This window comes from Mesorhizobium sp. CA5 (genome assembly GCF_020165105.1).
In the GTDB taxonomy this organism is placed as follows: Bacteria; Pseudomonadota; Alphaproteobacteria; order Rhizobiales; family Rhizobiaceae; genus Mesorhizobium.
The window spans coordinates 142,357-166,072 of sequence record NZ_JAIUHJ010000013.1 but is presented as its reverse complement, the minus strand read 5'-3'; the positions used below and the strand labels follow the sequence as shown (position 1 = coordinate 166,072).

25 protein-coding genes and 1 pseudogene are annotated in these 23,716 nt (G+C 63.7%); 10 read left to right on the top strand and 16 right to left on the bottom strand.

Annotated features, from left to right (window positions below; translation table 11 throughout):
* The first annotated feature begins 26 nt into the window (after window positions 1-26).
* Window positions 27-278 carry a prevent-host-death protein gene (locus LB529_RS18585; RefSeq protein ID WP_224544134.1) on the top strand — a complete coding sequence of 84 codons (252 nt, stop codon included), beginning with the start codon at window positions 27-29 and terminating at the stop codon, window positions 276-278.
* 405 nt (window positions 279-683) lie between these two features.
* On the opposite strand, the gene LB529_RS18575 is transcribed toward LB529_RS18585, so the two are convergent.
* Window positions 684-3,452, bottom strand: a complete 2,769-nt coding sequence (locus LB529_RS18575) for a DUF2339 domain-containing protein (protein ID WP_224711914.1) — start codon at window positions 3,450-3,452, stop codon at window positions 684-686.
* Here LB529_RS18575 and LB529_RS18570 point away from each other — a divergent pair.
* Window positions 3,430-3,798, top strand: coding sequence for a hypothetical protein (locus LB529_RS18570; RefSeq protein ID WP_224711913.1), 369 nt, complete (start codon window positions 3,430-3,432; stop codon window positions 3,796-3,798). The two genes, LB529_RS18575 and LB529_RS18570, sit on opposite strands and share 23 nt — an antisense overlap.
* Window positions 3,799-3,860: 62 nt before the next feature.
* On the top strand, window positions 3,861-4,325 hold the full coding sequence (locus LB529_RS18565) for an NUDIX domain-containing protein (RefSeq protein ID WP_224711912.1): 465 nt from the start codon (window positions 3,861-3,863) through the stop codon (window positions 4,323-4,325).
* A 12-nt stretch (window positions 4,326-4,337) separates the two neighbouring features.
* On the opposite strand, the gene recO is transcribed toward LB529_RS18565, so the two are convergent.
* Entirely contained in the window at window positions 4,338-5,096 is a 759-nt protein-coding gene (recO, locus tag LB529_RS18560) for a DNA repair protein RecO (RefSeq protein ID WP_224711911.1), read from the bottom strand.
* 102 nt (window positions 5,097-5,198) lie between these two features.
* Between recO and LB529_RS29225 the strand changes: the two genes are divergently transcribed.
* Window positions 5,199-5,408 carry a DUF1778 domain-containing protein gene (locus LB529_RS29225; protein ID WP_411962538.1) on the top strand — a complete coding sequence of 70 codons (210 nt, stop codon included), beginning with the start codon at window positions 5,199-5,201 and terminating at the stop codon, window positions 5,406-5,408.
* Window positions 5,409-5,467: 59 nt separating this feature from the next.
* Here the strand turns inward: LB529_RS29225 and LB529_RS18550 are convergent.
* Window positions 5,468-6,356 (bottom strand): annotated as a pseudogene (locus LB529_RS18550) (aminoglycoside phosphotransferase family protein).
* Between the two features lie 135 nt (window positions 6,357-6,491).
* Here LB529_RS18550 and LB529_RS18540 point away from each other — a divergent pair.
* Entirely contained in the window at window positions 6,492-7,301 is an 810-nt protein-coding gene (locus tag LB529_RS18540; protein WP_224607523.1) for a hypothetical protein, read from the top strand.
* Between the two features lie 34 nt (window positions 7,302-7,335).
* Here LB529_RS18540 and era read toward each other — a convergent pair whose 3' ends face one another.
* The 5 genes from era to LB529_RS18515 form a co-directional block, all read right to left on the bottom strand.
* Window positions 7,336-8,268 carry a GTPase Era gene (gene era, locus LB529_RS18535; RefSeq protein ID WP_224711910.1) on the bottom strand — a complete coding sequence of 311 codons (933 nt, stop codon included), beginning with the start codon at window positions 8,266-8,268 and terminating at the stop codon, window positions 7,336-7,338.
* Window positions 8,253-8,987: a ribonuclease III gene (gene rnc, locus LB529_RS18530; protein ID WP_411962540.1), complete on the bottom strand. Its 735-nt coding sequence runs from the start codon at window positions 8,985-8,987 to the stop codon at window positions 8,253-8,255. Before rnc ends, era begins: the two co-directional genes overlap by 16 nt.
* Window positions 8,974-9,723: a signal peptidase I gene (lepB, locus tag LB529_RS18525; protein WP_095766934.1), complete on the bottom strand. Its 750-nt coding sequence runs from the start codon at window positions 9,721-9,723 to the stop codon at window positions 8,974-8,976. The genes rnc and lepB overlap by 14 nt, the downstream gene beginning before the upstream one ends.
* A 79-nt stretch (window positions 9,724-9,802) precedes the next feature.
* On the bottom strand, window positions 9,803-10,216 hold the full coding sequence (gene acpS / locus LB529_RS18520; RefSeq protein WP_224711908.1) for a holo-ACP synthase: 414 nt from the start codon (window positions 10,214-10,216) through the stop codon (window positions 9,803-9,805).
* Window positions 10,213-10,800, bottom strand: a complete 588-nt coding sequence (locus tag LB529_RS18515) for a DUF2062 domain-containing protein (protein WP_224711907.1) — start codon at window positions 10,798-10,800, stop codon at window positions 10,213-10,215. The genes acpS and LB529_RS18515 overlap by 4 nt, the downstream gene beginning before the upstream one ends.
* Before the next feature lie 211 nt (window positions 10,801-11,011).
* Here LB529_RS18515 and LB529_RS18510 point away from each other — a divergent pair, with 211 nt between their 5' ends.
* On the top strand, window positions 11,012-11,542 hold the full coding sequence (locus LB529_RS18510; RefSeq protein ID WP_224711906.1) for a GNAT family N-acetyltransferase: 531 nt from the start codon (window positions 11,012-11,014) through the stop codon (window positions 11,540-11,542).
* On the opposite strand, the gene LB529_RS18505 is transcribed toward LB529_RS18510, so the two are convergent.
* The 4 genes from LB529_RS18505 to rpoZ form a co-directional block, all read right to left on the bottom strand.
* Window positions 11,520-11,903: a VOC family protein gene (locus LB529_RS18505; RefSeq protein WP_224711905.1), complete on the bottom strand. Its 384-nt coding sequence runs from the start codon at window positions 11,901-11,903 to the stop codon at window positions 11,520-11,522. The genes LB529_RS18510 and LB529_RS18505 overlap by 23 nt on opposite strands.
* Window positions 11,904-11,978: 75 nt before the next feature.
* Window positions 11,979-12,557 (bottom strand): orotate phosphoribosyltransferase, encoded by a 579-nt coding sequence (gene pyrE, locus LB529_RS18500; protein WP_224607536.1) that lies wholly within the window; start codon window positions 12,555-12,557, stop codon window positions 11,979-11,981.
* A 92-nt stretch (window positions 12,558-12,649) separates the two neighbouring features.
* Window positions 12,650-14,881, bottom strand: coding sequence for a RelA/SpoT family protein (locus LB529_RS18495; RefSeq protein ID WP_095766930.1), 2,232 nt, complete (start codon window positions 14,879-14,881; stop codon window positions 12,650-12,652).
* Window positions 14,882-15,005: 124 nt separating this feature from the next.
* Entirely contained in the window at window positions 15,006-15,407 is a 402-nt protein-coding gene (rpoZ, locus tag LB529_RS18490; RefSeq protein ID WP_095766929.1) for a DNA-directed RNA polymerase subunit omega, read from the bottom strand.
* 304 nt (window positions 15,408-15,711) lie between these two features.
* Here rpoZ and LB529_RS18485 point away from each other — a divergent pair, with 304 nt between their 5' ends.
* Window positions 15,712-16,293: an NYN domain-containing protein gene (locus tag LB529_RS18485; RefSeq protein ID WP_095766928.1), complete on the top strand. Its 582-nt coding sequence runs from the start codon at window positions 15,712-15,714 to the stop codon at window positions 16,291-16,293.
* A complete protein-coding gene (locus LB529_RS18480; protein WP_411909024.1) occupies window positions 16,290-16,961 on the top strand; it encodes a uracil-DNA glycosylase in 672 nt (223 codons plus the stop codon). Before LB529_RS18485 ends, LB529_RS18480 begins: the two co-directional genes overlap by 4 nt.
* Window positions 16,962-16,994: 33 nt before the next feature.
* Here LB529_RS18480 and LB529_RS18475 read toward each other — a convergent pair whose 3' ends face one another.
* Entirely contained in the window at window positions 16,995-17,468 is a 474-nt protein-coding gene (locus LB529_RS18475) for an Lrp/AsnC ligand binding domain-containing protein (protein WP_224525181.1), read from the bottom strand.
* Window positions 17,469-17,585: 117 nt separating this feature from the next.
* Here LB529_RS18475 and LB529_RS18470 point away from each other — a divergent pair, with 117 nt between their 5' ends.
* Window positions 17,586-18,542: a DMT family transporter gene (locus LB529_RS18470; protein ID WP_318012571.1), complete on the top strand. Its 957-nt coding sequence runs from the start codon at window positions 17,586-17,588 to the stop codon at window positions 18,540-18,542.
* A gap of 39 nt (window positions 18,543-18,581) precedes the next feature.
* Here the strand turns inward: LB529_RS18470 and LB529_RS18465 are convergent, their stop codons facing one another.
* The 3 genes from LB529_RS18465 to dapA form a co-directional block, all read right to left on the bottom strand.
* Window positions 18,582-19,298 (bottom strand): GH25 family lysozyme, encoded by a 717-nt coding sequence (locus LB529_RS18465; RefSeq protein WP_411962537.1) that lies wholly within the window; start codon window positions 19,296-19,298, stop codon window positions 18,582-18,584.
* A gap of 86 nt (window positions 19,299-19,384) precedes the next feature.
* A complete protein-coding gene (gene smpB / locus LB529_RS18460; protein ID WP_095766924.1) occupies window positions 19,385-19,864 on the bottom strand; it encodes an SsrA-binding protein SmpB in 480 nt (159 codons plus the stop codon).
* 246 nt (window positions 19,865-20,110) lie between these two features.
* A complete protein-coding gene (gene dapA, locus LB529_RS18455; RefSeq protein ID WP_095766923.1) occupies window positions 20,111-20,992 on the bottom strand; it encodes a 4-hydroxy-tetrahydrodipicolinate synthase in 882 nt (293 codons plus the stop codon).
* 464 nt (window positions 20,993-21,456) lie between these two features.
* On the opposite strand from dapA, the gene LB529_RS18450 reads away from it, so the two are divergent.
* Window positions 21,457-23,490, top strand: a complete 2,034-nt coding sequence (locus tag LB529_RS18450) for a lytic transglycosylase domain-containing protein (RefSeq protein WP_224711902.1) — start codon at window positions 21,457-21,459, stop codon at window positions 23,488-23,490.
* Window positions 23,491-23,716 lie beyond the last annotated feature (226 nt).

Here is a 23,716-nt window from a genome sequence, read left to right as displayed (position 1 = left end):
CTGGGTATATTACGCATGAGGCACCGATGAAACAATTCACCTTTTCAGACATGAACCGCGCATCGGGCGAGATCCTCGAAACGGCGATGATCGAGCCTGTAGCTCTTACGAAACGCGGTAAAGAGAAGCTGATCATCCTTTCAGCCAGACAATACTGGCAACTCGTTGGCTCGTCTGATGCCGCCGCTTGTACGATCGAGAACGCGCCTGACGCGATCCACAACGAGCTGATGTCGGGTTTGGAAGCCATCACAGCCGACGATGGGTCGGATGTTTAAGCCGGGCGATCTGCTCAGGTATTACTATCTGTGGGCGCGGCAGGCCGACGCTCGTGAAGAATCCGGCCGTAAGGCGCGTCCTGTCTGCATTGTGGTCAGAACTCCGACTACACCGGCAGCGCTGTTCCTGTTCCCGCTTACGTCGCAGCAACCCGACGCATATTGCAGTCAGTGAGATCGAGTGTCGGAGGGGCGGCTTCGATTTTCCGTCATGGCTGATCCTCGACCAGTACAACCGGGTGCGGACCGACGAAGCTTACGACCTCGTCACGGTGAAACCCATCGGTTCTTTCAGTCCAGCATTCGTTCGAAAGATTGCTGGCCTCATCAAAGAGGCAGCCGACCAGCGCGGGCTGCGCGGGATCGTTCGAAAATAGCCGCAACGACCCAAGGAGCTCCAGCCTCTCACGCTTCCCTCGCCGCCCTTGTCAGCAGCCGCTGATAGAACAGCCCTATCCCGATCAGCACGGCACCCAGACCGATGAAGGACAGCGCGCGCAGCACGCCTTCGAGTTCCGACATGTCGAAGAGGAAGACTTTCAGCACCGCGACCGCGATCAGCGCCGCCGACACGATGCGCAATACCTGCGATTTCAGCCGGACGCCGGCGGCAAGCAGCGCCACGCCGATGACCAGCCAGAGCGCGGAGTAGGTATAGGTCTCGAGCTGGCCGAGCCCGCTCCACAGGGCGATGAACTCGCCCTTGAACAGGCGGCGCACCGAGAGCGTGGCATAGGCGAAGGCAAGCAGCGCGGCGATCAGCGCGAGCATTGCCGCATACCATCGCGGGCGCTTGTCGCGGACATAGAGTGCCAGCGCCCCGGCGGCGCCCGCCGGCAGCAGATAGGCGAGAAACAAAAGGTTGAAGACGGGAACCGTGCCGGTCGACTCGTCCGTCAGCAGCGGGTTCAGCACGACGAAATGCTGGACGGCGATCAGGCCGGCCGAAACCACGCCGGCGGTCATCGAGCCATAACGCAGGACCGAGCTCGGCGAACGCATGTCGATGGCGACCAGTATGGCGCCGGCGCCGAGCGCGATCAGCGTGTAGATCGCCTGTTCGGCAAGAGTGACGGTGCCGGTGTCGATGACGCCGCCATGCATGGCATGGCGCACCAGCATGGCAATGGTAAGCAGTGCGAACAGGGCCGACGCCGCCTCCATGGCAAGGCGCGGCCGGCCATTGGTGGTGCGGGCGAGCTGCCAGGCGGCGAAACCGAAGGCGAGCGCCGGCACGCCATAGCCCGGCAGCAGCCAGTTCAAGACCGGCGTCCTGGCGAGAGACGCCGCGCCGACGATGGTCGGATCGAAGGCGACGCGGCCGAGCACGGCGACCGCCGCGCCCACCGCGATCCAGCCCAGCACGGGGTAGGTGCGCCGGCGCGTTGCCAGCGCCGGGACGACAGCGGCGGCGCCGAGCAGCAGGGTCGTCCAGCCGGAGCCGAAGGCCATGTGCAGCATCAGCAGGCCTGCGACGCCGGCGCCGCCGAGCGCGAATGACACGGCCGGGCCGCCGGCCAGCGGCGGCTCCTCGGCGCGCGCGATCCATTCGCCGCCGGCGGCGAAGGCGAGCACCAGCAACAGGGCCGGCAGCGCATAGCCGAGATCGCGGTCGATATCGCCGAAGGTCAGCCACAGCGCCAGAAGCACCACCAGCGGTGCAATGACGCCCCAGGCCGCCCAGCAGGCCGCGCGCACTGGAGCGGCAGCGGCGAAGCGGCGTGCCGCCCAGAAACCGGCGGCGAGGAAGATCATGCCGAGCGCGACGCCGATGCGGAAAGTCAGCACGTCGGACGACGCCAAAGGCTGAGCGTCGAGCCCGACATCGAGCGCATTCGGGCCGATCGTGGCGGGCGGGATGATACCCAGATAGATCATCACGGTCGCGATGCCGGCGGCAAAGACGAGCGGAAGCGCGCGCGGCCGGTAGAGCGCCACCGCGACCTGCGCGGCCAACAGGATCGCCCCCTGCAAGGCATCGCCGGCGCCGGCAAAGGCCGGATCGACGGACAGGCCGAGCGCGCTCAAGGCGATGAAGAAGCCGGGCACGATCGAAGGCCAGTCGAAGCCGCGCGCCGTATCCTCGCGGCCAGTAACCAAAAAAAGGCCGAGCCAGACGAAAGCCAGCACGGCGAGCGTCGCCAGGCTGATGAACAGGACGGCGGCGAGGTTCACCTCCGGCGCGTCGACCATATAGAGAATGGTCCAGACGCCGGCGCCGGCAAAAGCCGCGGCCACCAGCGCCCTCCAGTCGCGGATGCGGGCGATTGCCGCCGTGGCGGCAAGCACGATCGCGAGATAGACGAACAAGGCCCAGGGATTGGGTGCTTCCGAGGCGACCAGCGCCGGCGTGACCATGGCGCCGACGAGGCCGATGCCGGCCAACGCCAGGCCATGCAGGAGCGAAGCGCCAATGGTCGCGACGCCGATGACACCAAGCAGCGCGAAAGCCGTCGCCGGACCGATGAAGCCATAGATGGCGTGCGCCGCGTAGACCGTGCCGAACAGGATGAAGGCGCCCGCCCCGGTCAGAATCGCGGGGATGTAGGCGCCGGCGGCGCCCTGCACCGGCACCCTGAAGCCGGTGCGACGGATGAATTCGGCGCCGGCAATCAGCACCAGGCCGAGGATGCCGGCCATGGCGAGGCGCACGCCAGGGCCGAAAATGCCGGCCTCGATGGTGTAGCGGATCAGGAACAGGCCGCCCAGCGCCAGCGCGATGCCGCCGACCCAGACTGCCCAGCGCGTGCCCAGCGCTGTTTCGACATCGGTTTGGCGCGCCGCCTTGGGGGCCTCGGGAGATCCGGCCGCGGGCGTCTCGGCTACGGTGGGGGGTTGCGCCGGTGCGGCGGATTGCACCGGGGCCGCCTTGCCCTTCGTCCAGGGTCCGGCCACGGCCTCGCCTTCGGCAGTCTCGGGCGTCGCGACGACCTCCTCGGCCACGGTCGCGCCATCCGCCAACGGCGCGGCAGGCGCCGCGGCTGCCTTGGCCTCCTCGGGAGGACCTTCCTGCGCGGCGTCCGCCGCGTTGGGCGCCGACAGCGAAGCTCCAGGCTGCACAAGGTCTCGCAGCATACCGAGCTCGCGCTCGATCAGCGCAATGCGGTTCTGCTGTCGTGACACGATGACGAAAAGAGCTATGACGGCGGCAATGGCGATCAGGCTGAAAAACATGGCGGTTTCCCTCAAAACCAGACCGGTCGTGGCCAAAGAATGCGGCAATGAGACGGCTGGTGCAAATCAGCGTCTTGCCCGGCTAAAGGCGCCTCGCGCCGAAACGGAGTCAGGCGACGCGCCTTTAGTCATTGTTTTGGTGCATGTCGTTCCCCCAAACCGCTGCTGTGCACCTTCAGGCGACATGCGCTGTTTTGGTGCATGTCGTTCTCCCAAAACCGCTGCGCACTTTTGGGCGGCATGCACTGGCAAGATCGAGCATGTTTCGTCGCCGATTGCCAGTAACTTGCCGGTTTATCCAATGTCGGACCGCCGAGGCGTCGGCATTGCCGGCGAGATTACGTGACCTCTGCCGCGGAATACTCATGCTATTCTCGCGCGGGCGAAGCAAATGCCGCGAGGTGACGGATGCCGCAAAAAAGCGCTGGCCTGCTGATCCACAGGCGCACCGCCGGTGTGTTCGAATTCCTGCTCGTCCACCCGGGCGGGCCGTTCTGGGCAAGAAAAGATGAAGGCGCGTGGACCATCCCGAAAGGACTGATCCGCGATAACGAGGATGAGCTCGAGGCCGCCAAGCGGGAAGCCGAAGAGGAGCTCGGCGTCACCGTCGACGGCGATTTCCGGCCGCTCGGCAGCTACAAGCAGCCGGGCGGGAAGATCGTCATCGCATGGAGCGTCGAAGCGGACATCGATGCGGATGCCGTCAGGAGCAATATGTTCACGATGGAGTGGCCGCCAAAATCGGGGACCATGAAAGCGTTTCCTGAAGTCGACAAGGCCGGCTGGTTTTCGCTGCCCGAAGCCGGCGTCAAAATGCTCAAGGGCCAACGCCCCATGCTCGACGATTTCCTGGAGCGACGCAGCGCCGAATAGGCGGCTGCCTCGCTATCCTGCCTCGCCCGCAATCGCCCTCACCGCGGCATGATGCCGGCGCAGCGCGGCGAGGAAGCCGGCGCGAGCATCGGGCGGCTCGAGGCCTCGTGGCTCGTAGACGTGACGGGTGAAGAAGAAGCCGCTCAGCCGGAATGCGTCCTCCAGGGCTGCCGCATCCGCGCGCAGGCCGGAGCCGCGCTGCAGGAAGGCGGGCAGCGCCAGCATCTTGTCGTGCCAGGGCGCGCCGGCTTCGCGCGAGACGGCGCGCCCGGATTTCGGCGAGACATAGGCGAGATCCTGCCTGGTGCCGGTCGCCGCGCATTGGCTGAGGTCGAGGCCGAAGCCCAGTTCATCGAGGATGAGCAGCTCGAAGCGCGCCACCAGCTCGCCCGCCGCGTCGGCATCGTCCAGGTGCGAAATCATCACGGCGAGCGCCGCGTAGAGCCCGTCATGAGCGTCGCGCTCGGGCAGCAGCCTCAGATGCGCGGCCATGGTCTGCAGGCCGTAGACGGCGACGGCGCTGTCCATCAGCCGCGCGGCGTTCATCTCGATCGCTTCGGCCTGGAAGATGCCGAGATGCTCGTCGAGCCGCGCCCGCCACAGAAGATCGACGCGGTTGCCGGGCTGCAGCACCGGCTGCTGCTTGCGCGAGCGCCCTCCCCGCACTAGGCCGAGATGGCGGCCATGGGCACGCGTCATCACCTCGAGGATGGCGCTGGTTTCGCCATGCTTGCGAGTGCCGAGAACGATTCCCTCGTCGCGCCATTCCATGAGACGAGCTTTTCACCCGTTGGGCGGCGAAATCAAGTTGAATGCTGAATGTGGCTTTCTCAGACAAACCGTGCACAGACAGTCAATTCCGGCTAGTATGGAATGCACCCGATCAAAGGAACGATCATGCCCAGGCCATCGAGCAACGATCTCCTTCCATACAACGCCATACCGGGCGGCGCTATCACGGTGGCCGAAACGATCAGGGTGTCCGAGAGCGATTTCAAGCGAATCCTCGAACTGCTTGATAATAGCCCACGGCCCAATGCGAAATTGCGGGCAGCCATCGCGGCGCTACCCGACCCAATTTGATGCTGTCACGATTGGGGCTAGCGAGCCGTGTCCCACTTTTTTGCCAACGGCCTGTAGCCTCACGGAAACGTTGCGTAATCGGCAAGCACCTCGTCGATCACGTTGCGCTGCCTTTCGGCCTCGGCCTGGTTGGCGTCGTGGCCGGCGACGGTGATCAGCGCCTTCCATAGCGCCCAGCCGCGGCCGCGCGCCCAAGTGGCGTCGTCGACGTCGATGCAGGTGCGAAACACCTCGCGGCTTTCGCCTTCGAAGAATGTCCAGCTTATAGCAAGATCGCAAGACGGGTCGCCGACGCCGGAGGTGCCGAAATCGATGACGGCGCTCAAGCTGCCGTCCTCGACCAGAAGATTGCCCGAGGCGACATCGCCGTGGAACCAGACCGGCGAGCCATACCAGGTGGCGGCAAGCGCTGCCTCCCACACGGCGGCTGCGGCTTGCGTGTCGATCCGGCCTTCGAGCGCGGCGATGGCCTGCCGCGCCTCGCCGTCATAGACACTCAGCGATCCACCGCGATGGAAATTGTGCTGGCCGGGCGCGGGCCCGTCCGTCGGTTCGATGCTCCTCAAAGCGACAAGGAAATCGGCGAGCGCCACGGCAAACGCTCCGAGATCGGCAATGCGCGCTCCGTGCCGTCTCCCCCTCGATCCAGCGATAGACGGACCAGCGCCAGGGATACCCCGCCGCCGGCTCGCCCATGGCGAGCGGCACCGGGATCGGCAGCGGCAGACGTGGCGCGAGCTGCGGCAGCCAGCGATGCTCCTTCTCGACCTGCAGCGAATAAGGAGCCGCACTTGGCAGCCTGACCGTCATTTCGTCGCCGAGATGGAAGGTGCGGTTGTCCCAGCCGCCGAAGGCGACGGGGCTCACCGGCAGATGCCGCCATTCGGGAAATTGCGCGTCGACCAGCCGGCGCACGAGACGGGTGTCGATATCTACTTTGCTATCCATCTCGATCGAAAAGACTCAGAATATGGGACAAAAGCTCGCTGCATGTCAGAATTTTAACTGAAACCGCCAATTCGCGCTCAAATGCCACAACACCCATGCTATGTTACATTCTTTCTAGTGAAGGGCTTACTCGATTTGCATCCGCTCGTTTTAATATTCGTCGTTATACCGTTCGGCGCAATGTGGCTGTGTCTGTTCGGACTGTTGATAACAGGAATTGTCCTGACTAAGCGCGATAATAAATCTGGCCGTTGGATCATCTTTATCGTCCTTGCACTTATGTCAGTCATCGTCTTCAGGCCAGAGTGGGACGACGTTCTCCGGACCATTCGCTCGCATAAAATCGCGTCATTGAACGCTGAAAAGCTCACGTCGCCTCCGCCCTATCATCTCACAGTATTCAATGCTCCGCTGGATGAGTCGGCCCTTCTTGCGCTTGCGGAATCGGGGCTGTTCGACATCACGACATCCGATCAGACGAATCCAACAAAATTCAGCAAAAGAGTCGTCGTCGAGGCGTCTGACAAATGCATGACGCACCGCACCGGCTTTGTTCGGTTTATCGCAGCAACCGGCTTCAGGCGCTGCGGTCGCCTCGTCTCCCAGCCCGGTACCCTTCCACCAAGGCATCTGGTCTTGTGGGTCGATCGAGCTCCTCTTCTGCAGCGATCGCGATGGGGTGATCGGCAAAGAGCAATTCAATTGTCCGAGCAAACTGAAGCCGGCATGCGTTTGCTCGCTTACTGCGAAACCAATTCCCCCCTCCAGCGTGGGCTCTTTGACCGTCTAGTGATCGCGTTTCGCCGCACAATGAGTGATTGCCGGAATCCGGTGACACAAGATACGTATGCTATGTTTCATCCCGACTTGGTCACCTTTGTCTTGAAAGGCGTGGGGATCAATCCTGCCAATATTGCCATTGGCGACCAAGCTATCGGTCAATGAGAAGCCTAATCTGGCAACGGAATCCGTCCATGCATTAGTGGGGAAACTCCAGCCCCATCTCGCGATAGCGCTCGGGGTCGTCGCCCCAATTCTCGCGCACCTTCACGAACAGGAAGAGGTGCACCTTCTGCTCCAGAATGCCAGCGATCTCCATCCGCGCGGCTTGCCCGATGGCGCGGATCGTCTCGCCCTTGTGGCCGAGCACGATCTTCTTCTGGCTGTCGCGCTCGACATAGATGACCTGCTCGATGCGCACCGAGCCGTCCTTCTTCTCTTCCCATTTCTCGGTCTCGATATGCGAGGAATAGGGAAGCTCCTGATGCAGCCTCAGATAAAGTTTTTCGCGCGTGATCTCGGCCGCGAGCTGGCGCATCGGCAGATCGGAGATCTGGTCCTCCGGATAGTACCAGGGACCGGCCGGAAGCGTCTCGGCGAGATAATCGAGCAGGTCCTTGCAGCCGGAGCCGGTCAGCGCGGAGACCATGAAAGTGCGCTTGAACGGCACGCGTTCGTTCGCGGTCGCGGCCAGGGCGAGAAGCGTCTCCGGCTTGACGCGGTCGACCTTGTTGAGAACCAGAAGCATCGGCTGCCTGACGTCCTTCAGCCGGTCGAGTATGGCATCAGCATCGCCTTTGATGCCGCGCTCGGCGTCGATCAGCAGCACGACGATATCGGCATCCTTGGCGCCGCCCCAGGCGGTGGTCACCATCGCCGTGTCCAGCCGCCGCTTCGGCTTGAAGATACCCGGCGTGTCGACGAAGACGATCTGCGCGTTGTCATGCGTGGCAATGCCGCGCACGATGGCGCGGGTGGTCTGCACCTTGTGGGTGACGATCGATACCTTGGCGCCGACGAGCTGGTTGACCAGCGTCGACTTGCCGGCATTTGGCGCGCCGATCAGCGCTACGAAACCGGAGCGCGTCGCGGGAACTTGAGTGGTTTCCGTTTCTGTCATGCCGCGCTCCATACGCCTTCGCGCAGCAAAAGAGTAGCCGCCGCGGCCTGCTCGGCCTCGCGCTTGGAGCGGCCGCTGCCGACGGCGGGCGCGAAAGAGCCGACTTTTACGCTGACCGTGAACACCGGGTCGTGGTCCGGTCCGTCACGGCCGTCGACATGGTAGGCCGGCACGGCGCCGGCGGCCGCCTGATGCGCCCATTCCTGCAATTCGGTCTTGGCGTCGCGGCGGGCGGCGCCCATCGCCTGCGAGCGCGGCTGCCAGTAACGGTGGATGAACGCGCGCGCCGCATCCATCCCGCCGTCGAGATAGAGCACGGCGATCAGCGATTCCAGCGCATCAGCGCGCAGATTGGTGCGCTTGCGGCCCTCGAGATTGCGCACATCGGAACCGGCGCGCACCAATTCCGGCAGGCCGATCTGTTCGGAGATTTCCGACAGCGCCTCGGCATTGACCAGCGCGTTGAGGCGCAGCGAAAGCTCGCCTTCGGCGGCATCGGGAAAGGAGGCGAGCAGCATGTCGGCCACGACGAGGCCGAGAACACGGTCCCCAAGGAATTCGAACCGCTCATAGTCGACGCCGGCATGGGTCGAACGGGCGCTGGCATGGGTCAGCGCCCGCTGCAGGCGCTGGCGGTCGGCGAAGACATGGCCGGTGCGCTCGACAAGCGCTTCGGCAAGGGCATCGGCGGTCAAACGCTTGCTGGCCGCCATCGCTCTAGTGGACGAAATGGAACAGGCGCCCGGCGCGCATCAACGACGGCCATTTCCATATCTCGAGCGGGCTCGCCTTGCCGGCGATCGAGAAGAAGATGAGGTTGGCGCGGCCGACAAGGTTCTCGGCCGGCACATAGCCGACGGCAAAGCGGCTGTCGGAGGAATTGTCGCGATTGTCGCCCATCATGAAATAGTGCCCAGGCGGCACGACGAATTCGCGCGTGTTGTCGCCGATCGAATCGGAATTGATGTCGAGCGTGTCGTAACTGACGCCGTTCGGCAGCGTTTCGCGGTAGACATCGATCGGCCGGTTTTCTTCGGTGACATCGGGATTGTCGATCTGGCCGGTCTTCACGCGCGGCACGCCGACGTCATTGATGAAAAGCTGGCCGTCCTTCACCTGAATCTTGTCGCCGGGCAGGCCGACGACGCGCTTGATGTAATCGACCGACGGATCCGGCGGGAACTTGAACACCACCACGTCGCCGCGCTTGGGCTCGGAACCCCAGATGCGGCCCGAGAAGAGATCGGGACCGAAGGGCAACGAGTAACGCGAATAGCCATAGGCCCATTTGGTGACGAAGAGATAGTCGCCTTCGAGCAGCGTCGGCCGCATCGAGCCGGACGGAATGGAGAAAGGCTGGAAGAGCAGCGTGCGGATGACGAGCGCGAGCAGCAGAGCCTGGATGATGACGGAAAAGGTCTCACCAAGCCCGCCGGATTTCTTCTGCGATTTTTCAGCCACGCTCATGTCGTCCTCGATTGTGCGATGTTGGTATAGAGTCTCGGCGGGCGCTGGGCAACGTCATGCCGCTCGTGGTCAGATGGAATCAATGTGGCGCTTGTTCGGCGGGCACTGCCTCGATGATCACAAAGGCTTGAGCAAGCGGGAAATCGTCGGTGATGGTGAGATGGATGAAGGCGCGGTGCCCATTCGGCAGGATTTTCTCCAGCCTGGCCGCGGCGCCGCCGGTCAGCGCCATGGTCGGCGCGCCGCTCGGCAGGTTGACCACGCCCATGTCGCGCCAGAACACGCCCTCGGCCATGCCGGTACCCAACGCCTTGGCGCAGGCCTCCTTGGCGGCGAAGCGCTTGGCATAGGAAGCTGCGCGGGCGGCACGCTTTTCCGACTTGGCCTGCTCGACCTCGGTATAGATGCGCTGGACGAAGCGCTGGCCGTGCCGCTCCAGCGATTTCTCGATACGTCTGATGTCGATCAGGTCGCTGCCGATGCCGATGATCATTCCGCCGGCACTTCCCGTCGGCCCTGCCGCGCTTTCTTCTCGGCACGCTCGGCCATGCGCTTCCGGCGCTGCTCGCGAAACACCGTCATGCCCCAGCGGGTGATGGCGTAGAACACGAGCCCGAAGACCAGGCCGAGCGGCACCGCGCCGATCAGCATCGGCTCCAGAATGGGGTGCCAGAGCTTGGCGAAGGAAAGCTTGTGCATCATTTCGCCCAGATGCTCGGGCGGGCCGTGCTTCGGCAGATGCTCATGCAGGAGCAGCTTGCCGATCTCCCAGGACGCGCCCCACAAAAGCGGGAAGGTCAGCGGATTGCCGAAGAACACCGCGCCGAGCGCTGCCGCGACCAGATTGCCGGCGATGATCCAGCACAGCACGGCGGCGACGATGAAGTGGAAGCCAAGCGGGAAGAAGGAGGCGAAAACGCCCGCGGCGACACCGGCGGCGACGGAATGCGGCGTCGCCTTCAGCCGCAGGATGCGTTTGGAGAAATACTGCACGGAACGCGAGAACGAGCGGCGCGGCCAAAGATAAGTACGCACCTGTTCCAGGAAGCCATCAGGCTCTCGGCGTCGAAAAAGCACTCTGTTCCAGTTCCCGGTCCAATACGCGCTGCCCCTACCCACCGGGTCGCGCAAACACATCTTGCGCTTCGAGGGCGCAGAAAGGCAACAAGCTTTGATATAGCGACGACCGGGCCGCGCAACAACGAACGCCGCCGCGATGGTCTGCCGCAGGCTGTAACAACAGCGTCATTCTGGCGAAACTGAGGAAAATAACCCGGATGCGGAGCCGATGATCACCATTAGACCGGCGCGGGCCGAGGACGCCGGGGCGCTGCCGCGGATCGAACAGTCCGCCGGGCTGGCGTTCCGCGCCATTGCGGAACTGGCGTGGCTCGCCGACGGCGACAATATCAGCGTCGAGCGGCATCGCGCGCTGATCGCCGCCGGCGCATGCTGGATTGCCGCAGACGAGAAGGGCCGGCCGGTCGGCTTCCTGAGCGCCGGGATCGAAGGCGATGCGCTACATATATGGGAGTTGGACGTGCGCCTCGACCGGCAGGGCCAAGGCATCGGCCGCGCCCTGCTCGAACAGGCGGTCGCGGACGCCGGGCGGCGCGGACTGGCCGCGGTGACGCTGACCACGTTTCGCGCCGTCGCCTGGAACGCGCCCTTCTATCGCAAGGCCGGATTTCGCATCCTGGAAGACGCCGAGATTGACGAACGGCTGGCAAGCCTGCTCGACGACGAGGCCAGGCACGGCATGGCTTCGGACCAGCGCTGCGCCATGCGGCTCGATCTCAGCCGGGCCGATACTCGCTGACCTCGACCAGATTGCCGTCCGGATCGCGGAAATAGACCGACATCATCTTGCCGCGCGCGCCGGTGCGTTCGACCGGACCGACTTCGATCGCCACGCCATTGGCCTCGAGGCTGGCCTGGACCTCGGCAAGCGGCATTCCCGCCACGAGGCAGAAATCGCCGGAACCCGGCGTCGGCGCCTTCGCCTTCGGCTCGAAGGTGCGACCGACTTCGTGCAGGTTGATCTTCTGCGAGCCGAACAGAAGCGCGGTCGGCCGGTTCGGTTCGTCGAGCCGCCGCATGCCGAGCACCCGCCGGTAGAAATCGCAGGTCGCTTCCAGCGAGCGGACCGTCAGCACGAAATGGTCGATCCCGGCGATCATTGTCGCCTCGGCGCGCGTCTCCGGCAAAGAGATTCAAGCGACGCGCTCAAGTGCCTGTTTTCATACATCGCGATGTCAGATGTTGCGGCTTCCCGGCTTAACGGCTGGAATCGCGGCAAGTTCCGGCGGCAGGCGGTCGGCGGGATAGGCCGGCACTTCATATTCGGCAAGCGCGATCAGCGGCACGCCGACATCGGTCTTGCCGGCCGAACGGTCGATGATGCAGGCAGCCGCCGCGACGTCGGCGCCAAGCTCGCGCAGGCAGTCGATGGTCTCGCGGATCGACAGGCCGGTGGTGACGATGTCCTCGACGATGACGACGCGCGAGCCCTTGGCAATCTCGAAGCGGCGCAACCTGAATTCGCCCCCTTCCCGCTCGACCCAGATCGCCGGGACGCCGAGATGGCGCGAGGTCTCATAGGCCGGGATCAGGCCGCCGATGGCCGGGCCAACGACGTAGTCTATCCCGCCCGGCACCGCCTTGCGGATCTTCTCGGCCAGCGCCTTGCACAGGCGCTCGGTCTTGTCGGCATGCATGAACACCCGCGCCTTCTGCAGGAAGACCGGACTGCGCAGTCCGGACGTCAGGATGAAATGCCCTTCGAGCACGGCGCCGGCCTCGCGGAAAATGTCCAGCACTTCGTCGGTGTTCATTGTTCGGTCCCCCTTGGCGAATGGTGGATGGTGAATGGCAGTAGAGCACCTTCTAGTTCACTATTCACTATTCACTATTCACTATTCACTATTCACCCATTCACACGCCGCGCATCGCTGACGCTCGAATTGTCCTTGAGCTGCGACAGCAGCCGGTTGAGATGCTTCAGGTCCCAGACCTCGAGATCGATCAGCATCTCGGTGAAATCGGGTGCGGTGCGTATCATCGACAGCGTGTGGATGTTGGCATCGTTGGATGCGACGACCTGGGCGATGTCGGCCAACGACCCGGGCGCATTGATGGCGGTGACCGAGATGCGCGCCGGAAAACGTTCCTTGGTGCGCTCGTCGATGTCCCAGCGCACATCGATCCAACGCTCGGGCTGGTCGTCGAAGGCCTGCAAAGCCGGCGACTGGATCGGATATATGGTGATGCCGGTGCCGGGCTGGATGATGCCGACGATGCGATCGCCGGGTACAGCGCCTTCCGGCGCGAAACGCACCGGCAGGTCGCCGCGCACGCCGCGGATCGGCACCGCGCCGTCGCGCTGCTGGTCCTTGTCCTTCTTCGCGGCGCGGGTGCCCGGCATCTGGAAGAGCATGCCGGCGGCGTTGCGGATCTTCGACCAGCCCTCCTCGCGCTGCTTAGGCGCCGCGACGGTGACACGCTCATCCTTATAATCGGGGAAGACCGCTTTCATGACATCGGTGGAACTCAGCTCGCCGCGGCCGACCGAGGCCAGCACGTCCTCGATGTCCTTGCGCGCCAGCCGGTGCAGCACCGGCTTCAGGCTCTCCTTGGTGAATGTCTTGCCGGCGCGCTCGAAGGCGCGCTCCAGGATGCGGGCTCCGAGGCCGGAATATTGCTTGCGGATCGCATTCTTGGTGGCGCGGCGGATGGCGGCGCGCGCCTTGCCGGTGACCACGACCGATTCCCAGGCGGCGGGCGGCACCTGCGCCTTGGAGCGGATGATCTCGACCTCGTCGCCGTTCTTGAGCTCGGTCATCAACGGCATGATGCGGCCGTTGACCTTGGCGCCGACGCAGGTGTCGCCGACATCGGTGTGGACGGCATAGGCGAAGTCGATCGGGGTGGCGCCGCGCGGCAGCGCGATCAGCATGCCCTTGGGCGTGAAGCAGAACACCTGGTCCTGGAACAGCTCCAGCTTGGTGTTCTCGAGGAAATCCTCGGGATTGTCGCCTTCGGCCAGTTGCTCGATGGTGCGCCGCAGCCAGGCATAGGCGTTGGTCTCCCTGGAGATCGCATGGCCCGCGCCGTTCATCTTGCCGCCGGTATCCTTGTAGATCGAATGCGCGGCGACGCCATATTCGGCGATCTTGTTCATCTCTCTGGTGCGGATCTGCAATTCGACGCGCTGGCGCGACGGGCCGACGATGGTGGTGTGGATCGAACGGTAGTCGTTCTGCTTGGGCGTCGAGATGTAATCCTTGAAACGGCCGGGCACCATCGACCAGGTGGTGTGGATGGCGCCAAGCGCGCGGTAACAGTCGTCGACCGAATCGACCACGACGCGGAAACCGAAGATGTCGGAGAGCTGCTCGAAGGAGAGCGCCTTGGCCTCCATCTTGCGGAACACCGACCACGGCTTCTTCTGCCGGCTCTTCACGCTTGCCTTGATGTCGTGTTTTTCGAACAGGCCCGACAGCGCCGTCTCGATCTCCTGCAGGACGCCCCTGTTGCGCTCGAAAATCTCGGCAAGCCTTGCGGTAACGGCGCGGTAAGCCTCCGGATTGATGTAGCGGAAGGCTATTTCCTCCAGCTCCTCGCGCATGCCTTGCATGCCCATGCGCCCGGCCAGCGGCGCATAGATCTCCATCGTCTCCTCGGCGATGCGCAGGCGCTTGGCTTCCGGCATATGGTCGAGGGTGCGCATGTTGTGCAGGCGGTCGGCGAGCTTGACGAGCAGAACGCGGACGTCCTCGGAGATCGCGAGCAGGAGCTTGCGCAGGTTCTCCGCCTGCTCGGCCTTTTTCGAGACCAGATCGAGCTTCTTCAGCTTGGTGAGCCCCTCGACCAGCTTGCCCATCTCGGGGCCGAAGAGCTCGTCGATCTCAGCGCGGGTCGCGGTCGTATCCTCGATCGTGTCATGCAGCAGGGCAACGGCGATGGTCGCTTCGTCCATATGCATGTCGGTGAGGATGGCGGCGACTTCGAGCGGATGCGAGAAATAGGGATCGCCCGAGGCGCGCTTCTGATGGCCATGCTTCTGCATGGCATAGACGTAGGCCTTGTTGAGCAGCGCCTCGTTGACGTCAGGCTTGTAGCGCTGGACGCGCTCGACAAGCTCATACTGACGCATCATGGGCGGGATCTCGCGGTGCTGAAATGATTGATGCGCCGCACCGACGTGCGACGCATCTCATAGATAGCCACGAAACCTAAGATACGGAAGTCCTGGATGGTTGATCCAACCCGGACAAAAGCACTTAGTAGTCGTCGCTCTTTTCCGGCGGCACCAGACCTTCGATGCCGGCGAGCAGGTCTTCCTCGCTCATGCGGTCGAAAGTAACGTTCTCCTCGGCGTCGTCGGCGTCGGCGGCAACGGCGGTCGCGCCGGTCTGGTCGGCGATCGCCTCGCCCTCGGCTTCCGGCTCGTCGACCTCGACATGCTTCTGCAGCGAGTGGATCAGGTCTTCCTTGAGGTCGTCGGGAGACAGCGTCTCGTCGGCGATCTCGCGCAGCGCGATGACCGGGTTCTTGTCATTGTCGCGCGGAACGGTGATCTGCGCGCCCTGGCTGATCTGGCGGGCGCGATGGCCGGCGAGCAGCACGAGTTCAAAACGGTTGTCGACCTTGTCGATGCAATCTTCAACGGTTACGCGGGCCATGGACTGCCCCTTTCATGCGATGGATTTGATGGAAAGCTGGCGCGCTCCATAACGCGAGCGCGGCCGAAATACAAGCTTTATGGCGCCAGCGTCAGCTTGGCGGGCCGTTGCCCGGCTCATCATCGCGCCACGCCGTGAAGCTACCCACATAGTGGCGATCACAATTGCTTGCAACACAGGGCCATGCCCTTGGATATCCGCAAATTGCGCGTTATCTCGGAGGTGACGGTACAAAGGTTCATTTGCCGGACCTATTCGTCAAGCGCTTTTAGACGACAAAAATTTTCGAAAGGAATGTTTTTCAATGTTCGATCCCCGTGAAAAGATCGCTCTTTTCATCGACGGCGCCAATCTCTATGCCACGTCCCGCGCGCTGGGCTTCGACATCGACTACCGCAAGCTCCTGTCGAGCTTCCAGAAGCGCGGCTACCTGCTGCGCGCCTATTATTACACCGCGCTGGTCGAGGATCAGGAATATTCGTCGATCCGGCCGCTGATCGACTGGCTCGATTATAACGGCTTCAAGGTGGTGACGAAGCCCGCCAAGGAATTCACCGACTCGACCGGCCGCCGCAAGATCAAGGGCAACATGGACATCGAGTTGACCGTCGATGCGCTGGAGCTCGCCGATGTCGTCGACCACTATGTCATCTTCTCCGGCGACGGCGACTTCCGCACGCTGGTCGAAGCGCTGCAGCGGCGCGGGCGCAAGGTGTCGATCATCTCGACCATGGCCTCGCAGCCGCCGATGATCTCCGACGATCTGCGCCGCCAGGCCGATCATTTCATCGACCTGATGACGCTGAAGAGCGAAGTCGGCCGCGATCCGTCCGAGCGGCCGGCGCGCCGGCCGGAACCCGCCGAAGTCGACGAGGAAGATTATTGACGGCGGCGGCCTTGACCGCCGTGCCCTCCCCCGAACCCAGCCGTGACTGCCCGCTTTGCCCGCGGCTGCATGATTTCATCGCCGCCTGGCGCGAGCGTGAGCCCGGCTGGTTCAACGCGCCAGTGCCGACCTTCCTGCCGCCGGAGGGTGAAGATTCAGTCCGCCTCTTGATCGTCGGGCTGGCGCCCGGCCTGCGCGGCGCCAACCGCACGGGGCGCCCCTTCACCGGCGACTATGCCGGCGACCTGCTCTATGGCACATTGATCGCGCACGGTTTTGCGCGCGGCGAGTTCAAGGCAAGGCCGGATGACGGCTTGCAACTCGTCGGCACGGCCATCACCAATGCGGTGCGCTGCGTGCCGCCGGAGAACAAGCCGGTGGGCGCCGAGATCGCCACCTGCCGGACCTTTCTCAAGCCGACGATCGCGCGCTTTCCCAACCTGCGTGCCATCCTGACGCTGGGTGCGATCGCGCATCAGTCGACGGTGCGGGCGCTGGGCGAGCGCGTCGCGGCCTTTCCGTTCCGCCATGGCGGGAGGCAGCAAGCCGGCGGCATCGCGCTGTTTTCCAGCTACCATTGCTCACGCTACAACACCAATACGGGCGTGCTGACGCAGGAGATGTTCGTCAGCGTGTTCAAGGAGATTGCGGCGTTCCTGAAGAGCTAGATTCAGGCGGCTTCCTGTCGGTCTGACAGCCACTCATACCGGCAGCAGCGCATCCGGCTTCACGTCGCCGATGGAGGTATAAGTGTGCGTCTCCTTCACTCCCGGCAGCGCGAGAATGACCCGCGTCAGGAAATCCTGATAGGCGGCCATTTCCGAGATGCGCGCCTTTACCAAATAGTCGAAGCCGCCGACCACCATGTGGCACTCGAGAACCTCGGGCGCCTTGGTCACCGCCTCGGCGAAGCGCTCGAAAATATGCGGCGCCGTGTGATCGAGACGCACCTCGATAAAGACGAGCGTACCGCGTCCGATCTTTGCCGGATTGAGCACGGCCCTGACCGCGGTGATGTAGCCTTCCCGAAACAGCCGCTTCACCCGTAGGCTGGTGCCGGTCGGCGAGAGGCCGACACGCGCCGCCAGATCAAGTGTGGTGCGACGCCCATCTTCTTGCAGCAATCGCAGGAGATTGCGGTCGACGCCGTCCAGGTCGCTTGCTTCAGCATTCACGCTAGATCTGCCTCTAATCTGCGAGTTTCACTCAAATTTCGAGAAAAGAGCGTATTTTGCCACGGGCTTTTCGGCAATAGCCTGCGCTTTCATCGCTTTGTGCGGAGATGATCTTCGATGGCGATGTCACGACGGCGGCGGAACATGGCGGACGCGCGAGACTCAGGAAACTCCAGGCTGGCGATCATCGCGGGCCTCATTATGATCGGCATCTACGCCATCCAATTCGTCGCCGCCCGCTTCAGCCTCAGGGAGCATCTGACGGCGACGGATCTGGCCGCCTTGCGCTTTGGCGGCGCGGGGGTGGTCTTTCTGCCGATCGTCTGGCGCGACGGCTTTGTAAGCATGAGGGCGCTCGGTTGGCGACGGGCCCTGGCATTGGCGGCGCTGGCCGGATTGCCTTATCCGCTGATTATCAATTGGGGCCTGACCTATGCCCCTGCCGTCCATGCGGCCGCGCTTTGTCCAGCGTCGATCGTCTTCTTTTCGTTCCTGCTGTCACGCATCGTCTTCAATGACGGCGCTTCGCGGCAACGGACCATCGGTGTCCTCGCGATTGTCGCCGGCCTGTCGCTGTTCATCGCGCCGGCGCGCGACGGCACCGGCGGCGTTCTCTTCGGCGATATGCTTTTCATCGGATCGGGCCTAATGTTTTCGGCCTATGCCGTTCTTGTCAGGCGCTGGCGTGCCGATCCCGTTACGGCCACGGCCGCGGTAGTGCTCCTGTCCTGCCTGCCGCTGCCGGTTCTCTACTTCGTCGCACCAAGCCATATCCATGCCGCGGCCGCCACGGAAATCATCAGCCAGATCGTGATCCAGGGGATTCTGGCCGGCGCGGCAGCCATGTTCCTCTATACCTATGTCGTCGGGCAGTTGGGGCCGCAGACGGCATCGCTGTTTCTGCCCGGCATACCCATCGCCACCGTGGCTGTCGGCATGGCGGTACTCGGCGAAACGCCGATGACGATCCAGGTCGCAGCCATTGCCATCATGGCCGCCGGAATGGGCTTGTCAGCAATCGGAGGGCGGATTGCCAACAGACGCCTTAATGCACCGGCGCCGGGAGGATCGTAAACCTTCAGCGGTGCGGTAAGCGATTCAAGGACCGGCAATTCAAGGCGTCGGCGCAAACAACTTCGCCAGCGTCTCGCGGCCGCCCTTCAGGACATTGAGATCGACATCGCCTTCGATGCCGTCGACGCGGCCCATATTGTGATACTGCCAGTAGATCCAGTCGTTCTCGCGCGGCCTCATCGCCAGCGAACGTAACCAGCGCCGGCGGTTAAGAATGCTGCCGGAATAGGCGTCTGCCGCCTCGTCGGTCAGATAGAAAATCGCCTGCTTGCCGAATGCCGTCTCGACCGGACCGAGGAATGCAGCAAGCTCGGTGTTCAGTTGCTCGGGCGACGGGCGCTGCGGGCAATTGCCGCCGAACTCGATGTCGACCACCGGCGGCAGAAGCGGCTCACCGCGTGGCACTACCGACATGAAGTTCTTCGCCTGGTCGGCGCCTGGCCGGCAGAAGGTGAAGAAGTGATAGGCGCCGACCGCCAGGCCGGCCGCGCGGGCCTCGCGCAGGTTGATGGAGAATTGCGTATCGACATGGGTGCCGCCTTCGGTCGCCTTGATGATGGCGAAGGCGACGTCGTCGGAGGCGACGCGGGGCCAGTCGATCTTTCCCTGATGATGTGAGACGTCGATGCCCCGGATCGGAAATTCCTCGCGATCCGGGGAAAAGCCGCGGAACCAGAAGAAGGCGCCCGCCACGACGGCACTGGCGACAACCGCTACGGCAAGGCCCCAGAAAACAATCCGCTTCCCCAAGACCATCCCCTGCCGCAAAGGCTCGTGCGCGCCTGACCGGAGAACCAGCCGGTGGCTTTTTTCAGGCGGCCGGCGCTGCCAGCCCTGGAGGCTCAGCCGCGCTCCTTCAGCAGCCGGCCCTTCTCGCGCGACCAGTCGCGCTGCTTCTCTGTCTCGCGCTTGTCGTGCAGCTTCTTGCCTCGGGCAATCGCGAGCAGCAGCTTGGCGCGACCGCGGTCGTTGAAATAGATTTTCAGCGGCACCAGCGTCATGCCTTCACGCTCGACGCTTTGCGAGAGCTTTGCCATCTCGCGCTTGGAGACCAGCAACTTACGACGGCGGCGCGGCTCGTGATTGAAGCGGTTGGCCTGCAGATATTCCGGCAGATAGGAATTGATCAGCCAGATCTCGCCGCCCTCAGCCGAGGCGTAGCTTTCCTGGATGTTGGCCTGGCCCTGGCGCAGCGACTTGACCTCGGTGCCTGTCAGCACCAAGCCGGTCTCGATCGTGTCGAGCACCTCGTAGGAAAAGCGCGCCTTGCGGTTTTCCGCAACGGTCTTGTTGTTGGGATCGGCTTTCTTGACTTGATTCATGACGTCCAGAGTCCGTTTCGAAACTCGCTCCTGCGAGTCAGGTGAAGGTGTCAACAGAGCGCCGCGCGTTTTCTAAACGCGCAAAGGACGCTCTGCAGCCCGACTTTGCGCATGGTCCTTTCCGAAAGCGGATGCTTTCGGGGCCATGCGCGGAACCGGAGCGGAGCGTACATATAGTACGTGAGCACCGGAAGCGCAGGTGGCGCCTTCAGATGGCCGCAGGTGTAGAGTTTCCAAACGGGCTCGCTAATTAATCAAGCCGGCGTGCTTGAGCGCCGCGTCGAGCTTCTCGGCGGTCGAGGACTCCACCGTCACCAGCGGCGAACGGACCACGTTCTCGACCTTGCCCAGCTTCGACAGCGCGTATTTGGCGCCGGATACGCCAGGCTCAATGAAGATCGCCTTGTGCAACGGCAGAAGCCGGTCCTGCAGCTCGAGCGCCTTGGCGCTGTCGCCGGAAAGCGTCGCTTCCTGGAACTCGGAGCAAAGGCGCGGCGCGACATTCGAGGTGACCGAAATACAGCCGACGCCGCCATGAGCGTTAAAGCCGAGCGCGGAGGCATCCTCGCCGGAAAGCTGGATGAAATCCTTGCCGCAGGTCATGCGCTGCTCGGAGACGCGCTCGACCTTGCCGGTCGCGTCCTTGACGCCGGCAATGTTCTTGAAGTCGTGGCGCAGCCTGCCCATCGTCTCCGGCGTCATGTCGATCACCGAACGCGGCGGGATGTTGTAGATGATGATCGGCAGCCTGGTCGCCCTGGCGACGGCCGCGAAATGCTCATAGAGGCCGCGCTGCGTCGGCTTGTTGTAGTAAGGCGTGACCACAAGGGCGGCATCGGCGCCGGCCTGTTCGGCATACTTCACCAGGCCGACCGCTTCCTCGGTGTTGTTGGAGCCCGCGCCGGCCACCACCGGCACCCTGCCCTTGGCTACCTCGATGGCGACCTTGACGACATGGCGGTGCTCCTCATGCGACAGCGTCGGCGACTCGCCGGTGGTGCCGACGGGAACGAGACCCTTGGTGCCCTCGGCGATCTGCCATTCGACAAACGAGCGAAAGGCTTTCTCGTCGAAGCGCCCGCTCTTTTCGAACGGTGTCACGAGCGCAGTCAGCGAGCCTCTCAGCATGTCGTCCAAACTCCTTGGAACTTTGTCGGTTTATGCATGTCGTCTTCCCAAAACCGGTTTCCGCTTCTGGGCGACATGCATCGGTGTTTCATCAGATCGGTCAGTGCGCGCCTTCTACCCGAAAGCGAAGCCGCGCACCATAGTCTCGACATGGTTCAGCGGCAAGCATCGGTGTAATGCCAGTGTCGTGGTTTTCGATGTTCGCTAGACGTTGATATCAGGCTCGGGGCGAACATCGAAAACCAAAACGATACTGGATTCGACAGTTGGCTGGTGTCCTGCGATTCTGAAATTCGCGCCGCGCCCGATATCAAGGTCATGCGAATTTCAGAATCGGGACACCAGCAAGCGCCATTCGAACGACCTCGATAACCTTTTGTTTACGAGCCCTTCACGACCTAAGTCTAGGCTTCGCATCGGGTTCTCAATGCCCGCGCCTGCTGGCGATGTGCTAGGATCATAAAATGCCGACGAGGCGGCCCCATCTTTTCGCGCTGCTGGGCGCGATCGTCGCGCTGACGCCTACCATGGCGATCGGTGGCAGCGTCGACGCGCGCGCGACGGCCTCGATTCCGGCGCCGGATGCGCCGCAGGCGCCGGGCCAGACGCCGATTGCCCCGGACATAGCGCAACTGAAGAGCGGGCTCGATGCGCTTGCCGCCAACAACATCGTTGGCGCGCGCAATGCGCGCGACACGCTGCCCGCCGCCTCGCTCGACCGGCACATCCTCGCCTGGGCGATCGCGCTTTACGGCGGCGACCAGGTGCCGAGCGGCGAGATTGCCGACGCCGCCAAGATGCTGCCTGGATGGCCGGGCACGATCGCGCTGCGCAAGAACAGCGAGCGCGCGCTCTATCGCGAAAATCCGCCGCCGCAAGTGGTGGTGCAGGCCTTCGGCCGCAGCCAGCCGCTGACGCCGGAGGGCGTCATCATCCTCGCCCGCTCGCAAGTGGCGCTTGGCAACCAGGCCGCGGCGCGGTCGGTGCTGGTACCCTTTTGGCGCACGGAAAAACTGGAAGCGAAGGATGAGGCAGCCGTCATTAAGGAGTTCGGCACGCTGATCCCGGCGGCCGACCATCGCTACCGCATGGAGCGCATGTTCTATGCCGACCGGCCGTCGTCGGCGCTGCGGGTCGCCGGCCTCGCCGGCGCACAGCCGCTGGCGGATGCCTGGGCGGCGGCCGACAAGGGCGACAAGAACGCCGCCAAGCTGTTGAAGGCAGTGCCCGCAGTGCTGCGCTCCGCCGGCTATTTCTTCGCCGAGGTGGAGTATCTGCGCAAGCAGCAGAAATTCGCCGAAGCCGCTGCTGCCGTGTTGAAAGCGCCGACGAACCGCGATTCGCTGGTCGACCCCGATGCCTGGTGGGTCGAACGCCGCGTGCTCTCGCGCGAGCTGGTCGACCGGGGCGACATGAAGACTGCCTACAAGATTGTCTCCATGCACGCTGCCGAAAGCCCGCCGAACGCCGCCGAAGCCGAGTTCCATGCCGGCTGGTACGCGCTGCGCGGCCTCAACGATCCGGCGACCGCGGCCACTCACTTCAAGCGCATCACCGAGCTCGCCCAGGGCCCGGTGTCGCTGTCGCGCGCCTATTACTGGCTCGGCCGGGCGGCGGAAGTCGGCGGCCCGGGCAGCGCCAAGGACTATTTCACGCGCGCGGCCAGCTACGGCACGACCTTCTATGGCCAGCTCGCCGGCGAGCGCGTGGGCTTGAGGACCTTAAACATCGCCTATCCGAAGCCGAGCGCGGCCGACCGCCAGAGCTTCGACGGCCGCGAAGCAGTGAGCGCGATCAAACGGCTGCAGGAAGCGGGCTATGACCGCTACGCCGAGACGCTCTACCGCGACCTTGCCGGCCAGCTGACCAGCCCGGGCGAGCTGGCGCTGCTAGCCGTGCTGGCCGAAAAGCAGGGCAACCATTTCATGGCGCTGAAGGTCGGCAAGATCGCCGCCCAGCGCGGCATCGATGTCGGCGCGCTTTCGCATCCGCTGGGCGTCATTCCCGATTCGGCCAACATTTCCGGATCCGGCAAGGCGCTCGCCTATGCCATCGCCCGCCAGGAAAGCGAGTTCAATATCGGCGCCGTTTCCAGCGCCGGCGCGCGCGGCCTGCTGCAGTTGATGCCGGGCACCGCCAAGCAGTTGGCAAAAAAGGCCGGCATGAATTTCTCGCAGGCGCGGCTGACGACGGATGCCGGCTATAACGCGACGCTGGGCTCGGCCTTCCTCGGCGAGCAGCTCGACCGTTTCGGCGGCTCCTATGTGCTGACCTTCGCCGGCTACAATGCCGGCCCGAACCGCGCCGCCCAATGGGTGGCGAAATACGGCGACCCGCGCGGCAAGGACGTGGACGCCGTCGTCGACTGGATCGAGCGGATTCCCTACACGGAAACAAGAAGTTACGTGCAGCGTGTGATGGAGAATTACGAGGTCTACAAGATGCGTATTTCAGGCAAATACGACATCGTGGGCGATCTCGTGAATGGGCGGAGCTGAGGTTCTTCCTTCTCCCCTTGTGGGAGAAGGTGGCCGCGAAGCGGCCGGATGAGGGGTGTTCCAGCGGAGTGAGACGACGGCGTTCCCTGGAACACCCCTCATCCGTCTCGGCGCTATCGCGCCGATCCACTACCCGGCTCTTCGCAGGCTCAGGGCGTTCGAAGCTCGAAAAGCCAAGCAATTGGCTTTTCGTCCGCTAACGCGGACCGCTTCTCACCCCACAAGG